Below are 14449 nucleotides of genomic sequence, written 5' to 3'. Positions count from 1 at the left end.
GCCCCGTCACACATGCCGCCGTGCTCCCGCGCAGGCGGGAGCCCAGGGTTACTCTTACCCGTCGCATATTGCTGGTGGCTCTAGGCTCCCGCCTGCGCGGGAGCACGGCGGGGGCGGCTTCATGCTAGTCGGCCTCGTTTTTGCGACCGAGGATGCGGAGGATCGCCCCGATGCGTTGGCGGCGACGCTGCCGTTCGGTGGCGCGACGCTGATCGAATATCAGGCGCGGCTGCTGGCGGCGGTCGGCGTCGGGCATCTGCTGGTTGCGGTGTCGCGCGTCACGCCGGCGCTGCTCGGCGCGACGAGCCGCATCGCCTCGCGCGGGGTGACGGTCGACGTCGTACGATCGGCCGAGGAGGCGGCGGCCAAGGTGCATCCGCTGGCGCAGGTCATCGTCGTCGCCGATGCGCTGGTGACCACCGATGCGGTCATCGAATGGATTGCGTCCGAAACCCACGAGGCGTTGCTCGTCACGCGCGACGGGGACGGCAGCGTCGGGATCGAGCGGGTCGACAATGCCCATAGCTGGGCCGGTCTCGCCCGCGTGCCGGCGGCTCGGCTGGCCGATGTCGCGTCGCTGCCGGTGGACTATGATTTCCAGTCGACTTTGCTCCGCCAGGCGGTGGCCGCGCGGGCGGTGCAGCTGTTGTTGCCGCCGGCGACGGGGCGGACGCGGCATGGGGTCGAGCGCAATGCCGCAGCGCTGCTCCGGCGGTCGAAGTCGGTGCTGGCGGCGCTGGGTGACCGGCGTACCGCGTGGACTGACCGCTTTATCTTTACCCCCATCACTGGCTGGACGCTGCCGCACCTCGTCGCGCGCGGCGTGCCGGCCTGGGCGGCGACCGTGGCGGGAGGGGCGTTCGGTTTCGCCTCGATCATCCTGCTGGCGATGCTGATGCCCGCTGCGGGTCTGGCGACGTCGCTGGTCGGGATCGCGGCACTGTCGACCGGCTCGATGCTCAGCTGGCTGCGGGGCGAGGATCGGCTGGCGCGTGCGCAGGAGCGGGTGATCCAGGTGATCTCGGCGATCGCGGTCGTGCTGACCGGGGTAGTAGTGACGCGGATATCGGGCGGCGGCACGGGCCTGGTGCTCGCAATGGCGACGATCGCCTGCGCCGTGCTGCTGGAACGGACACCGGTCCCGCGTCGCCGGTGGTGGGCGACGCCGGCGGCGCATCCGCTGATCCTGCTGCCCGCAGCGATCGTCGGGCACCCAGTCGTCGGCCTTGGGCTTTCCGCCCTATACGCACTGGCATCGATCGGCGCAGCAATTGAGGCGATCCGTGAAAAGCCTTAGGGCGCCCTTAACGACGGCTCCGTTAGTTCGGGACTCTATGACGGACGCTTCCGCCACCACCCAGGCCGCGCTGAGCGCTGAGGCGCGGGCCTTGATGGCTCGTGCCGCTCGCGCCGATTCGCGTTCGCGCCGCGCGGAATCGGCGTCGATCGCCGATGCGTTTCGCGCGCCTGAAGCGCGACTCGACGACCGCACACGCGCAGCCTTTTCGGCGCTGGTTTCCGGTATCGTTGGCGTCGTAGAGGGCGAATTGAGCGAATATGCCGCCCGCCTGCTGACGGCGCGTGGCGCCACAGCCGCAGCCGAGGCGATCACCCGCACGACGGCACCGGTCGTCGACCGACTGGCTGCGGCCGGATTGCTCGGCGATCCCGATTTCGCCGGAGAATGCCTGGCGCGCGTCCGGCTGGAGCTGCTGACCGAAGGTCTGCCCGCGGATGCCGGCGCGGAGGGCGACGCGCCCAGCCTGCTGGCGCGTCTCACCCAAAGCTCCGACCGGGTCGTCGCGACGGCGGCATCGGCGGCGATGATCGGCGAGAGCCATCGCCGCAGTCTCGGCGAAGGCCGGGCCCTGTCCGGGACAGGCCTGCCGTCCGCACTCCATGCCCGCTTGGTCTGGTGGGTCGCGGCGGCGCTGCGTAACCGCGTCGGCGACCGGATTGCCGATCCCGCCGCGCTCGACCGCGCGCTCGGTGAAGCGGCCAAGCGCAGTATCGCCGCGCATGACGACGACGATCGGGTCGAAATGGCGGCGATGCGGCTGGCGGCGGCGGTCGACCCGCAGGCGGCCGAGCTCCTCGCGCTGATCGACGAAGTGTTGCGTGATCGCCGGTTGACCATTCTCGCCGCCTTCCTGGCCCATGCGCTGGGAACGGACTATGAGCTGGGCCGCGAACTGTTGATCGATCCTGCCGGTGACCGGTTGTGGCTTGTTCTTCGCGCGCTGGACGTGCCGCGCGAAGTGATTGCCCGCCTCGGCTTCCATTTGTGTGAGGCCGATGCGCGGCGCGATGCCGAAGCATTCGCCGATGCGCTTGACCTGGCGGCCAGTATCGATCCGGCAACCGCGCGTCTGGCAGTTGCTCCGCTGACATTGCATCGCGACTTCCGTGCGGCCCTGATGGCTCTCGATGCGGCGAGGGACGACGCGTGAACGCGGTCGATCCCCTGTTGCACCCGATCGTCGCGCGGTGCGACGCGGATGGACGCCTGGTCCATGCCGATCCGCGCTTTCTCGATCTCGTCGCCCAGGCGGGCGGGGCGGTCGGTGGCGACGTCGCACTTCCCGAAATCGCGGCGCTGGTCCGGCTCTCGCGGCGTCTTGGCATCGCTATCGCGCGCACGGTCGTGGTGGCGGACGGTGACGATGACCTCGACCTCAGCATTCGTGTCGAGCCCGATGCCAGCGGTGTGACGCTGACGGTCGGCGGCTGGCAGGCGCGACCGGCGTGGCGGCCGGCGAACGAACGCGCCTCCTTCCAGACGGTCGAGGCCGACTGGCAGTGGGAAAGCGACGCTACGCTCCGCCTCACGCACGTCACGCCCGATGCCGGTGCGCGCTACGGCTTCGACGCCGGTGCGATCCTCGGCCAGCCGCTCGTCCGGCTCTTCGCGCTGGCAGAGGATGACGACGGCAGCTTCCCGATCCTCGGCGCGGTCGCGGCGCAGATGCGCTTCGACGCGCAGGAGGCGGAATTGCGCGGTACCGGTCGGCGGGTGCTCCTGTCGGCGGAGCCGCAGATCGACGCGCGCGGGCGCTTCGCCGGGTTCACGGGCGGAGTCGCCATGCTCGGCGCGCCGGCGCCGGCCACGACCGAGGGCGCCGAGCCTGCGCCAATCATGGCAGCCGGCTTCGGCGAGCAGCTCGATCGATCGCTCCGGCGCCCTCTCGAACGGATTATATCGAGCGCCAGCGGCATGAGCGCCGGCGTCGACGGGCCGATCGCCGAACGATATTCGGGCTATGCCAACGACATCGCCAGCGCGGGACGTCACCTGCTCGGCCTGGTCGACGATCTGGTCGATCTGGAAGCCGTCGAACGCCACGACTTTACAGTCGCTGCTGAACCGCTCGACCTGGCCGATGCCGCGCGCCGGGCCGCGGGGCTGTTGTCGGTACGCGCGGCGGAGCGCTCGGTACGGATCGACCGGCCGGCGTTCGACGAATCCGCTCCGGCGACCGGGGATTTCCGGCGCGCGGTGCAGGTCCTGGTGAACCTGATCGGCAATGCGGTGCGCTATTCGCCGCGCGGCGGCAGCGTGTGGGTGCGGGTGACGCAGGACGACACCCACGCCTGTGTGATCGTCGCCGACCAGGGCAAGGGCATCGCCGACACCGACCAGGCGATGATTTTCGAGAAGTTCGGCCGCGTCGATACGAGCGAGGCTGGCGGCAGCGGCCTCGGCCTCTACATATCGCGGCGGCTGGCTCGCGCGATGGGCGGCGATATCACCGTCGACAGCGCACCGGGCGCAGGCGCGCGGTTCGTGTTCACCTTGCCTTTGGGGTGAGCCAGCGTCGCGCCACGATCAGTTCGGCGGCGCCGACGATCACGATCACAAGACCGCCGGCGATCCAGACGCTGTTCCCGATCATGAAGCTCGACGCCGGCCAGCGTACGACACCTGCGCCCTGAAGCAGGAACAGGCTGCCGAACGCGATCTTGAGGGCTCCGCCGATTGTCAGCATCAGGCCGAATATCACTCGACCCGATGCTGTCAGCCATCGCACTTAGCGCTGACCGATCGGAACGTAGGACCGCTCGGTCGGACCGGTATAAAGCTGGCGCGGACGGCCAATCTTCTGCTCGGGGTCCGAGATCATCTCGTTCCACTGCGCAACCCAGCCGACGGTGCGGGCGAGGGCAAAGAGCACGGTGAACATCGTCGTCGGGAAGCCGATCGCCGACAGGATCACGCCCGAATAGAAGTCGACGTTCGGGAACAGCTTCTTCTCGATGAAATATTCGTCGTTCAGCGCGATCTCTTCCAGACGCAGCGCGGTTTCGAACAGCGGGTCCGACACGTTCAGCGCTTCGAAGACTTCGCGCACCGTCTTCTGCATCACCGTCGCGCGCGGGTCGTAGTTCTTGTACACGCGGTGGCCAAAGCCCATCAGGCGGAACGGATCGCTCTTGTCCTTGGCGCGCGCGATATATTCCGGAATCTTGTCCGGCGTGCCGATCTCGCGCAGCATGTTGAGCGCGGCTTCGTTCGCGCCGCCATGTGCCGGACCCCACAGGCAGGCGATGCCCGCCGCGATGCAGGCGAACGGATTGGCGCCCGACGACCCGGCGAGACGCACGGTCGAGGTCGAGGCGTTCTGCTCGTGGTCGGCATGGAGGATGAAGATGCGGTCCATTGCCCGCTCGACCGCCGGATTGACCTCATATTCCTCGGCCGGAACGCCGAAGGTCATGCGCAGGAAGTTGCCGGCGTAGCTCAGGTCGTTCTTCGGATAGAGGAACGGCTGGCCGACGCTGTACTTGTACGCCATTGCCGCGATCGTCGGCATCTTGGCGATCAGGCGGTGCGACGCGATCATCCGCTGGTGCGGATCGGAGATGTCGGTCGAGTCGTGATAGAAGGCGCTGAGCGCACCGACCACGCCGCACATCACCGCCATCGGGTGCGCATCGCGACGGAAGCCACGGTAGAAGGTCGACAGCTGCTCATGCAGCATCGTGTGGCGGCTGATCGTATATTCGAACTTCGACAGCTCGTCCTGGCTCGGCAGCTCGCCGTTCAGCAGCAGATAGCTGACCTCCATGAACGACGAATGCTCAGCCAGTTCGCCGATCGGATAGCCGCGGTGAAGCAGCACGCCCTCATCGCCGTCGATATAGGTCAGCGCCGATTCGCACGATGCCGTGCTGGTGAAACCGGGGTCGTAGGTGAACATCCCCGACTTCGCATAGAGCTTGCGGATGTCGATCACGTCCGGACCGACGGTGCCCGACAGCACCGGATAGTCGCCGTCGCCGATCTTCAGGGTGGTGTCGGTCACTGCTCAGCTCCTCATTGTTCTTATGCGGCCCGCATCAGGCCATTTGGTCGGCAATCCGTCCCAAACTCTCGTCACGCCCGAGGAGTTCGAGCACGTCGAAAATTCCGGGCGAGGTCTTGCGACCGACGAGTGCGGCGCGCAGCGGCTGCGCGACGGCACCGAGCTTGACGCCCGCGGCCTCGGCGACCTCGCGGACCGCCGTTTCGAGCGCTTCCGTATCCCAGTCATCGACCGCGTCAAGCGCGGCGTGCAATCGGGCTAGCAACGCGGGAGCGTCCCCCTCCAGCAAAGCTGCCGCAGCAGCATCCATTTCCAGTGGGCGGGTGCGAAAGAGAAACGCCGCGCCATCGGCAAGTTCGAGGATGTTGGCGGCGCGCGGCTTCAGCGACGCCATGCTGCGTCGCAGCAGGTCACGCCGCTCTACCGTCGGTTCGAAACCGAGATGGGGCGCGACCAGATCGGCTAGCCGGCTATCGTCGGCCGAGCGGATGTAATGGCCGTTCAGGTTCTCCAGCTTCTTCGTATCGAACCGTGCTGGTGATTTTCCGACGCCATCGAGATCGAACCATTCGATCGCCTGTTCGCGGCTGATGATCTCGTCGTCGCCGTGGCCCCAGCCCAGACGCAGGAGATAGTTGAACAGCGCCTCGGGCAGGATGCCGAGTTGATCGCGATACTGGTCGACGCCCAGTGCGCCGTGCCGCTTCGACAATTTGCCGCCATCGCCACCGTGGATCAGCGGGATATGGGCATAGACCGGCTCCGCCCAGCCCATCGCGCGGATGATGCTGAGCTGGCGGAAGGCGTTGTTGAGATGATCGTCGCCGCGGATGACATGGGTGACCCCCATGTCGTGATCGTCGACGACGACCGCGAGCATATAGGTCGGCGTGCCGTCCGACCGAAGCAGGACCATGTCGTCGAGTTCGGCGTTGGCGACGGTGACGCGACCCTGCACCAGGTCTTCGATGACCGTCTCGCCCTCGCGCTCGGCCTTCACGCGGACGACAAAGGGCTGCCCCTCCGGCGCGGTAGCGGGATCGGCGTCGCGCCACGGCGAGTTCAGGCGGAAGGGGCGGCGCTCGGCCTCCGCCGCGGCACGCGCGGCGGCGAGTTCGTCCTGCGTCATGTAGCAGCGATAGGCGCCGCCGCGGGCAATCAATTCCTCGACAACTTCGGCATGACGGCCGGCGCGTGTCGACTGGAAAACGGGTTCCTCGTCCCAATCGAGGCCGAGCCAGTTCAGTCCGTCGAAGATGACGTCGATCGCTTCGCTGGTCGAGCGCGCCTTGTCCGTGTCCTCGATCCGCAACAGCGCCTTGCCGCCGTAATGCCGCGCGTAGAGCCAGGCGAACATGCCGGTGCGGGCGTTGCCGATATGCAGATAGCCGGTCGGTGACGGCGCGAAGCGGGTCACGACCGCAGGGTTCGTGGCGGGGGTGGGGGCGCGATTGGCCGCGCCGGTTTCGGTGGTTGCGCTCACGCGCCGCTGCTCCCAGGATCGAGGACTAATGGCCAGTCCAGCCGCGCCGCGCCCTAGCATGGCCCTCACCGGGCTTCAAATCCGCTTGCCCGACTGGCGGGCGGGCGTGCTTGAGCGCTGGCTGGAGGCGGAGCGGGATGCGCTGGTCCTGTGGTTGCCGGTCGCGCTCGGCGCCGGGATCGCGGCGTGGTTCGTGCTGCCGGACCGGGCGGACTGGATCGGATGGATGCTCGCGAGCGGCGGCGTCGCGGCGGCGGGGCTGGTCCTGGCGGGCGGGACACGCGCGGGGCGCGTGCTGCTGGTCGGCGGTCTGACGGCGGCGCTCGGATGCGCTCTGGTCTGGTGGCGGGCCGAGCGGGTCGCTGCTCCGGTCCTGGCGCGGCCGGCGGTTGTGGCCTTCAGCGGTGTGGTCGAGCGGATCGAGCCATTGCCGGCGCGGGATTTGACGCGACTGACGCTTGCTACCGAGGCGGCATCGGGTCTGCCCCCGCGGGTGCGGGTCAATCTGGCCGATGGCGATATGCCGGCGGGACTGACGCGTGGCGCCCGGATCGCGTTGCGCGCGCGGTTGATGCCGCCGGCCGGGGCGGCCGTACCGGGAGCGCATGACTTCGCACGTGTCGCGTGGTTCGCGCGGATCGGTGCGACCGGCCGCGGCTTTGCGCCGGTGACGATCGTCACGCCGGGCGAAGCGGCGGGGAGCGACCTTCGTCAGCGGCTGTCGCAGCACGTCCGTTCGAGATTGCCCGGTTCCGAGGGGGCGGTAGCGGCGTCGCTTGCGACGGGGGACCAGGGCGCGATCCCGGAAACCGATGCCGAGGCGATGAGACGATCAGGCTTGGCGCATCTGCTGTCGGTCAGTGGGTTGCACATTACGGCGGTCGTCGCGGCCACGATGGTGGTCGTGCTGCGGTTGCTGGCGCTCAGCCCGTGGCTTGCGCTGAACCTCCGCCTGCCGCTGGTCGCAGCCGGGGCCGGTGCGGTGGCGGCGATCGGCTATACCTGGCTGACCGGCGCGGAGGTACCGACGCTGCGCTCGTGCATCGCCGCGCTACTGGTGCTGGCCGCTGTAATGCTGGGGCGGGAGGCGATCACCCTGCGCCTCGTTGCGGTCGGCGCGCTCTTGGTGCTGCTGCTGTGGCCCGAGGCGCTGGTCGGTGCCAGTTTCCAGCTATCCTTCGCCGCCGTCACCGCGATCGTCGCACTGCACGAGCATCAGCGCGTGCGGGCCTTCTTCGCGTCGCGGGACGAAGATTGGGGACGACGCGCACTCCGCAGCCTTGCATCATTGCTGCTGACGGGGCTGGCGGTCGAGGCGGTGTTGATGCCGATCGCTCTGTTCCACTTCCACAAGGCGGGACTGTACGGCGCGCTCGCCAATATCGTTGCGATCCCGCTGACGACGTTCGTCATCATGCCACTCGAGGCGCTGGCGTTGAGCCTCGACGCGGTCGGTTTCGGCGCGCCTTTCTGGTGGCTGTGTGGCAAGGCTTTGGCGCTGCTGCTCTGGATCGCCCGCACCACAGCGGACGCGCCCGGCGCGGTCGCGGCGTTGCCGATGATGCCCCGCGGTGCCTTTGGTTTGATGGTCGGCGGCGGGATCTGGGTGTTGTTGTGGCGGACGCCGGTGCGCTGGGTCGGCGTGGCGCCCGTTTTGGCGGGGGCGGGGTGGGCTTTGGCAACCCCCGCGCCCGATCTGATCGTGACCGGCGACGGGCGGCATCTGGCGGTTCGGATGGATGACGCGCAGTTGGCGGTCTTGCGAGAACGGGCCGGAGATTATGTCCGCGATCTTCTGGCAGAAGGCGGCGGCGCGGATGGCGAACTTCCGGCGATCGACGACATGCGGCAGGCGCGGTGCAATGCCGATCTCTGCCTGGCACGGATCACGCGAGGTGGGCGAACGTGGCGGGTGCTGGCGACGCGCAGTAGTTATCACCTGGATATCGCAGACCTCACGGCGGCCTGCAGGCGGGCCGATGTCGTAGTCAGCGAACGACGCCTGCCGCGGACGTGCCGGCCGAGATGGCTCAAACTGGACGGTGTGACTTTGCGCACGTCAGGCGGCGTCGCGGTGAGCTTTGCGCCACTGCTGGTGCGTCGGGTGGCCGATGATCATGGATCGCATCCCTGGGTTCGTCCGCCCGCCGTAATGCCGCCGAGGGGGCGTGAAAACGACCAGCCTAGGCCCGGCCCGCACGGAAAAACGGTGCGCTGATCTCCAATCGGTCGGGTAGGCCCGTCGGACCTCCACCCGATCCGCTCGCCCTGAGCGAGGACGCCGCATGTCTTGGGCAAGGTCATAGGGGGCAGGAGACTCAGGTGCTTCGACTTCGCTCAGCACGAACGGAGAAGGATTGAGTCATTGGAATGTTTTCCAGCCAGATCGACCCATCCTGCCTTTCGGCGAAGACCGGCACCGCGGCAGCCCAAGCGCCGCCGCCCGCCGACGCTTCGGCCTCCGCCGGAGCCCGGTTGTGCTTCACCTTAGTTGATTGGCCTCAAACCATTCAAAACTCCAAGCGGCCGCCGGCCAAGTGGAGTCTTTGGCCACGCCTCCCACCAGCCCGGCAGCGGTTAGGGCCGGTCCTGTCCCGGTTACGGCGACGCTCCAAAGTGCTCGCCTCCTGCAATCAAGGCCGCCGATAGCCGTTGCCAGCTTTCGCGCGACCATCTCGCCCGACACACCGAAGCTCCCGATCCGTCCCATTTCGAGACGGGTCAGGGCCTATTCTCAATAGCGACGCAGTAACCCGGCCAGCTTGCCCTGCACGCGAACCTGTCGCGCGCTGTAGCGCTGCGGATCATAGGAGCGGTTGGCCGGGTCGAGTCGGACCATGCTGCCTTCGCGGTAGAAGGTCTTCAGCGTCGCCTCGTTCTCGTCGATCAGCGCGACGACGATGTCGCCGTCGCGCGCGGTCTCGGTGCGGCGGATCAGCGCATAGTCGCCGTCGAGAATGCCCTTCTCGACCATCGAGTCGCCCGACACTTCCAGCGCGTAGTGCTCGCCCGACCCGAGCAGCGCGGCGGGGACGGGCAGCATCGTCGCCCCTTCCATCGCCTCGATCGGAACGCCCGCGGCGATGCGGCCGTGGAGCGGGATTTCGATCACGTCGTTCGCCGGCGCGGGTGGCGTCTTGCCCGCGAATGTTGACGAAGTTGAGGGCTGCGGCGCGGGCTTGGCAGCCTTCGCATCGGCCCGCTCCGGCATCTTCAGCACTTCGAGTGCGCGGGCACGGTTCGGCAGGCGGCGCAGGAAGCCGCGTTCCTCCAGAGCCGAGATCAGGCGATGCACGCCCGACTTCGACTTGAGGTCGAGCGCCTCCTTCATCTCCTCGAACGAGGGCGACACGCCGCTCTCGTTCAGGGAATCGTTGATGAAGCAGATGAGTTCGTGCTGCTTCTTGGTGAGCATGAGGGCCTCCGTCCCGGAACAGACGACGAACGTATGCGGTTTGTTCCCGGGCCTGTCAAGCGATCATCAGGATTTCCGCCGAGTCGCCGAATCGGGCGGCGGTGGCGTGCGGCGGCCGGACGATCAGGCAGGTCGACCGCGCCAGCGTCCGGAGCATCGAGCTGTCCTGGATGGTCGAGGCGAATGCGGCGCCATCGCGAAGTTCGGCGCGCAGATAGTCGGTGCGCTCGCCGTTCGCCGGCAAATCCTCTCCCAGTTTTGCGGTGAGCGTTGGCGGGGAGGGATCGGCCGCGCCGGCGAGGTGTCGAACGAGCGGCTTCACGAACAGTTCGGCGGTGACGAAGGCCGAGACCGGATTGCCCGGCAGGCCCATGACGACCGCCCGTCCCAGCCGCCCGGCCATCATCGGCTTGCCGGGACGTAGCGCTATCCGCCAGAAATCGATCGTTGCGCCAGCGGCTTCGAGCGCAGGACGGACGAGGTCGTGATCGCCGACCGACGCGCCGCCCGTCGTCACCAGCACATCGGCATCGACGGCACGGAACGCCGCCTCAAGTGCGTCGGCGCGGTCGGGCAGGATGCCGAGATCGAGGATGTCGACGCCCAGCGGGGCGAGCATCGCGGCAAGCATGACGCCGTTTGATTCCGGCAGTTGCCCGGCATCGAGAGACTGGCCGGCAGGCACCAGCTCATCCCCCGTCGCGGCGATCGCGACCCGGACACGGGCGTGGACGGGCAGGGTCGCGTGCCCCCCGATCGCCGCGACGGCGAGCCTGGCGGGCGTGATCGCGGCACCCGCGGGGATCAGAACGTCACCGTCGGCGAAATCCAGACCGCGGCGGCGGACGTTCCGGCCGGGGTGGGCGGGTCCTTCGCCGGAAAGGTGAATGATGTCGCCCTCCGCGCGGGCTTCCTCCTGCACCAGCACGCAGTCGGCCCCCGCCGGCATCGTCGCGCCGGTGAAGATGCGTACGCTCTCGCCTGCGCCGACCGCGCCGGTAAAGGGGCGACCGGCCGCGCTTTCGCCGATCAGGCGTAGCGGGCGGCCGAGATCGGCATGGCGGATCGCATAGCCATCCATCGCCGACAGATCGCTCGCCGGTTGCGTGCGGCGCGCACGGATGTCGGCGGCGGCATAGCGATGCGCCGCTTCGGCCAGTGCGACATGCTCGATCGCGAGCGGCGTGCCGAGCGCGAGGACGCGGGCCTGGGCCTCGGCGACGGGAAGCAGGGGCATGGCGTCAGGCGTCCGCCGCGAACCAGTCGCCCGACTTGCCGCCGGTCTTTTCCAGCAGCCGGACGTGGTCGATGACCATCCCCTTATCGATCGCCTTCGCCATGTCGTAGAGCGTGAGCAGTGCGACGGTGGCGGCGGTCAGCGCCTCCATCTCGACCCCGGTCTGGCCGGCGGTGGCGCAGGTCGCGGTGACGGTGATGCCGGTGTCGTCGAGGTCGAGGTCGATCGACGCCTTCGTCAGCGGGAGCGGGTGGCAGAGCGGGATCAGGTCCGACGTGCGCTTCGCAGCCATGATGCCGGCGATGCGCGCGGTGGCGAGGACGTCGCCCTTCTTGTTGCTGCCGTCGCGGATGGCCGCGATCGCCTTCGCCGACATGATGATGCGACCGCGTGCGACGGCGCGGCGCTGGGTCGCGGGCTTCGCGCCGACGTCGACCATGTGCGCGGCGCCGGTAGAGTCGAGGTGGGTGAGGTCGTTCATTCCCTCTCCCCGTGGGAGAGGGAGGGAGCCGGCGCAGCCGGCGGAAGGGTGAGGGCGGGGGTAGGCGTCATCGCTACCCTCACCCTCCCACGCCTTCGGCGCGGGCTCCTCCCTCTCCCGCGGGGAGAGGGGAAAGCAGTGCGCGCGTCGCGGCTTCGACATCCGCCTGGCGCATAAGGGACTCGCCGACCAGGAAGCAGCGGATGTCGTGTTCGGCCATCGCGTCGAGCTCGGCGCGGGTGGTGAGGCCGCTTTCCGCGACAAAGGTGCAGCCCTCCGGCGCGCGGCCGACGAGTTCGTAGGTGCGCGCAAAATCGACCGTGAAGTCCTTGAGATTTCGGTTATTCACCCCGATCAATCGCGACTTCAGCGCCAGCGCCCGGTCGAGTTCGTCGGCGTCGTGGACCTCGACCAGCACGTCCATGCCCAGGCCGATCGCGGCATCTTCGATCTCTGCCATCGCGCCGTCGTCGAGTGCGGCGACGATGATCAGGATCGCGTCGGCGCCGATCGTCCGCGCCTCGATCACCTGCCAGGGGTCGACCATGAAGTCCTTGCGGATCACCGGCAGGCGGCAGGCGGCGCGGGCGGCGATCAGATAGTCTTCGTGGCCCAGGAAATAGGGCGCATCGGTCAGCACCGACAGACAGGCGGCGCCGCCCGCCTCATAGGCGCGGGCATGCGCCGGGGGATCGAAGTCCTCGCGGATCAGACCCTTGGACGGCGACGCCTTCTTGATCTCGGCGATCAGGCCATAGCCGGTCGCCGCCTTCGCATCGAGCGCGCGGCGGAAACCACGGGGCGGGGTCTGGGCCAGTGCGAGGGCCGACAGGTCGGCGAGCGATGTCGCGCGGCGGCGTGTCGCCACCTCGTCGCGCTTCGTCGCCAGGATGGTATCGAGCATCGTCGTCATGCGTAGGCGATCCAGGAATCGAGCAGCGCGTTCGCGCGGCCGGCGTCGAGCGCTTCGGCGGCGAGCGCGGCGCCTTCGGTGAGGTCGGGGGCGGCCTGCGCAATGACCAGCGCGGCGGCGGCGTTGAGCAGGACGGCGTCGCGGTAGGGGCCGTGCTCGCCGGTCAGCAGGCGGCGGAGGGCGAGCGCGTTATATGCGGGGTCGCCGCCCCGGATGGCGGAGAGCGGGCCGCGAGGGAGGCCGGCGTCCTCCGGCACGATCCGCTCGGGCAGGTCGCAATCGCCGACACGCAGGACCACCGTCGCCCCCGCGCTGGAGATTTCGTCGAGCCCCTCTTCGCCGGAAACGACCGCGGCACCCTCCGCGCCAAGGCTCTCCATCGCCTCGGCATAGATCGGCGCATAGTCGGGGCGGGCGATGCCGATCAGCTGACGGGTGACATGCGCCGGATTGGCGAGCGGCCCCATCAGGTTGAAGATCGTGCGCCGGCCGAGCCGCTGACGGATCGGCTGGATGCGCTTCATCGCGGGGTGGTGGTTGCCGGCGAAGAGGAAACAGATGCCGAGGTCGGCGAGCGTCGCCTCCGCCATCGCACCCGCACGCGCCATGTCGAGGCCGAGCGCTTCCAGCGTGTCAGCGGCGCCGGCCTTGGACGAGGCGGCCCGGTTGCCGTGCTTGGCGACGGGGACGCCGCAGGCCGCGACGACCAGGCTGACCGCGGTCGAGACGTTAAGGGTATGGTGCCCGTCGCCGCCTGTGCCGCAGACGTCGATGGTGCCGGCGGGCGCGTCGATCGGGATCAGGCGTTCGCGCAAGGCGCGCGCGGCCTCGGCGATCTCGATCGAGGTTTCGCCGCGCTCGGTCAGACCGATCAGGAAGGCGGCGATGGCGTCCTCCGACGTGCGGCCGTCGAGGATGTCGGCGAAGGCCTGGGCGGCGCTTTCGTGGCTGAGCGGCGAGGACGGATCGGGGAGGAGGCTGAGCGTGGTCATGCGGATAGCGCCTCCCCGCGAGCGGGGAGGATACCCGCAATCTCCAGGAAATTCGCCAGCATCGCATGGCCATGTTCGGTCGCGATGCTCTCGGGGTGGAACTGCACGCTGTGGATCGGCAGGTCGGTATGTCGGAACGCCATGACGCTACCATCCGGCGCGGTGGCATTGACCGCCAGGCAGGCCGGCACGTCCTCGACGATCAGGCTGTGATAGCGCGTCGCGGTGAAGGGCGAGGGGAGCCCCGCGAACAGCCCGGTGCCGTCATGGGTCAGCGCGCTGGTCTTGCCGTGCATCAGCCCGCCGCGCACCACCCGCCCGCCGAAATGCTGACCGATCGACTGATGGCCCAGGCACACGCCCAACAGCGGGGTCGCAGTGTCGGCACAGGCGGCGACCATGTCCAGGCTGATACCCGCCTCGTTTGGCGTGCAGGGGCCGGGGGATAGAAGGATCGCCTTGGCGCCGGTCGCCAGTGCCTCGCGCGCGGTCAGCGCGTCATTGCGCTCGACGCGGACCTCCGCGCCCAGCTCCATCAGATAATGGACCAGGTTCCAGGTGAAGCTGTCGTAATTGTCGATGACGAGGATCATTGCGCCATCGCCATAGCGCAGCCTTGAGCCGG

At 68.6% G+C, this 14449-nt stretch carries 13 protein-coding genes; 4 read left to right on the top strand and 9 right to left on the bottom strand.

Annotated features, from left to right (window positions below):
• Positions 1-121 precede the first annotated feature (121 nt).
• The 3 genes from ACFSC3_RS15315 to ACFSC3_RS15305 are packed head-to-tail and all read left to right on the top strand — an operon-like array spanning position 122 to position 3808.
• Positions 122-1297 (top strand): hypothetical protein, encoded by a 1176-nt coding sequence (locus ACFSC3_RS15315; protein WP_380941295.1) that lies wholly within the window; start codon positions 122-124, stop codon positions 1295-1297.
• A 37-nt stretch (positions 1298-1334) separates the two neighbouring features.
• Positions 1335-2450, top strand: coding sequence for a hypothetical protein (locus ACFSC3_RS15310; RefSeq protein WP_380941294.1), 1116 nt, complete (start codon positions 1335-1337; stop codon positions 2448-2450).
• Positions 2447-3808, top strand: coding sequence for a sensor histidine kinase (locus tag ACFSC3_RS15305; protein ID WP_380941293.1), 1362 nt, complete (start codon positions 2447-2449; stop codon positions 3806-3808). The genes ACFSC3_RS15310 and ACFSC3_RS15305 overlap by 4 nt, the downstream gene beginning before the upstream one ends.
• On the opposite strand, the gene ACFSC3_RS15300 is transcribed toward ACFSC3_RS15305, so the two are convergent.
• The 3 genes from ACFSC3_RS15300 to gltX are packed head-to-tail and all read right to left on the bottom strand — an operon-like array spanning position 3789 to position 6786.
• Positions 3789-3986, bottom strand: a complete 198-nt coding sequence (locus ACFSC3_RS15300) for a hypothetical protein (RefSeq protein ID WP_380941292.1) — start codon at positions 3984-3986, stop codon at positions 3789-3791. The two genes, ACFSC3_RS15305 and ACFSC3_RS15300, sit on opposite strands and share 20 nt — an antisense overlap.
• 42 nt (positions 3987-4028) lie before the next feature.
• The gene (locus ACFSC3_RS15295) at positions 4029-5303 is read right to left on the bottom strand and encodes a citrate synthase (RefSeq protein ID WP_380941291.1); all 1275 of its coding nucleotides are present in this window, start codon (positions 5301-5303) and stop codon (positions 4029-4031) included.
• A 34-nt stretch (positions 5304-5337) separates the two neighbouring features.
• Positions 5338-6786, bottom strand: coding sequence for a glutamate--tRNA ligase (gene gltX / locus ACFSC3_RS15290; RefSeq protein WP_380941290.1), 1449 nt, complete (start codon positions 6784-6786; stop codon positions 5338-5340).
• A gap of 58 nt (positions 6787-6844) precedes the next feature.
• Between gltX and ACFSC3_RS15285 the strand changes: the two genes are divergently transcribed.
• Positions 6845-9004, top strand: a complete 2160-nt coding sequence (locus tag ACFSC3_RS15285) for a ComEC/Rec2 family competence protein (RefSeq protein WP_380941481.1) — start codon at positions 6845-6847, stop codon at positions 9002-9004.
• Positions 9005-9520: 516 nt separating this feature from the next.
• Here ACFSC3_RS15285 and lexA read toward each other — a convergent pair.
• From lexA to ACFSC3_RS15255, 6 genes are all read right to left on the bottom strand, one after another.
• Positions 9521-10201, bottom strand: coding sequence for a transcriptional repressor LexA (lexA, locus tag ACFSC3_RS15280; protein ID WP_380941289.1), 681 nt, complete (start codon positions 10199-10201; stop codon positions 9521-9523).
• 55 nt (positions 10202-10256) lie between these two features.
• Positions 10257-11438 (bottom strand): molybdopterin molybdotransferase MoeA, encoded by a 1182-nt coding sequence (locus tag ACFSC3_RS15275; RefSeq protein WP_380941288.1) that lies wholly within the window; start codon positions 11436-11438, stop codon positions 10257-10259.
• A gap of 4 nt (positions 11439-11442) precedes the next feature.
• Positions 11443-11919, bottom strand: a complete 477-nt coding sequence (gene moaC / locus ACFSC3_RS15270) for a cyclic pyranopterin monophosphate synthase MoaC (protein ID WP_380941287.1) — start codon at positions 11917-11919, stop codon at positions 11443-11445.
• Between the two features lie 79 nt (positions 11920-11998).
• A complete protein-coding gene (gene trpC / locus ACFSC3_RS15265) occupies positions 11999-12832 on the bottom strand; it encodes an indole-3-glycerol phosphate synthase TrpC (protein WP_380941286.1) in 834 nt (277 codons plus the stop codon).
• Positions 12829-13824, bottom strand: a complete 996-nt coding sequence (trpD, locus tag ACFSC3_RS15260; RefSeq protein ID WP_380941285.1) for an anthranilate phosphoribosyltransferase — start codon at positions 13822-13824, stop codon at positions 12829-12831. The genes trpC and trpD overlap by 4 nt, the downstream gene beginning before the upstream one ends.
• A complete protein-coding gene (locus ACFSC3_RS15255) occupies positions 13821-14417 on the bottom strand; it encodes an anthranilate synthase component II (RefSeq protein ID WP_380941284.1) in 597 nt (198 codons plus the stop codon). The genes trpD and ACFSC3_RS15255 overlap by 4 nt, the downstream gene beginning before the upstream one ends.
• Positions 14418-14449: the final 32 nt, after the last annotated feature.

The sequence above is a fragment of the Sphingomonas floccifaciens genome (genome assembly GCF_042681125.1).
Classification (GTDB): domain Bacteria; phylum Pseudomonadota; class Alphaproteobacteria; order Sphingomonadales; family Sphingomonadaceae; genus Sphingomonas; species Sphingomonas floccifaciens.
This window is presented reverse-complemented; position numbering and strand designations above follow the sequence as displayed.

Coding starts and splice junctions, on each gene's coding strand:
- ACFSC3_RS15315 (WP_380941295.1), top strand. CDS start 122: ATGCTAGTCGGCCTCGTTTTTGCGACCGAGGATGCGGAGGATCGCCCC.
- ACFSC3_RS15310 (WP_380941294.1), top strand. CDS start 1,335: ATGACGGACGCTTCCGCCACCACCCAGGCCGCGCTGAGCGCTGAGGCG.
- ACFSC3_RS15300 (WP_380941292.1), bottom strand. CDS start 3,986: ATGCTGACAATCGGCGGAGCCCTCAAGATCGCGTTCGGCAGCCTGTTC.
- ACFSC3_RS15285 (WP_380941481.1), top strand. CDS start 6,845: ATGGCCCTCACCGGGCTTCAAATCCGCTTGCCCGACTGGCGGGCGGGC.
- lexA (WP_380941289.1), bottom strand. CDS start 10,201: ATGCTCACCAAGAAGCAGCACGAACTCATCTGCTTCATCAACGATTCC.
- ACFSC3_RS15275 (WP_380941288.1), bottom strand. CDS start 11,438: ATGCCCCTGCTTCCCGTCGCCGAGGCCCAGGCCCGCGTCCTCGCGCTC.
- moaC (WP_380941287.1), bottom strand. CDS start 11,919: ATGAACGACCTCACCCACCTCGACTCTACCGGCGCCGCGCACATGGTC.
- trpC (WP_380941286.1), bottom strand. CDS start 12,832: ATGACGACGATGCTCGATACCATCCTGGCGACGAAGCGCGACGAGGTG.
- trpD (WP_380941285.1), bottom strand. CDS start 13,824: ATGACCACGCTCAGCCTCCTCCCCGATCCGTCCTCGCCGCTCAGCCAC.
- ACFSC3_RS15255 (WP_380941284.1), bottom strand. CDS start 14,417: ATGATCCTCGTCATCGACAATTACGACAGCTTCACCTGGAACCTGGTC.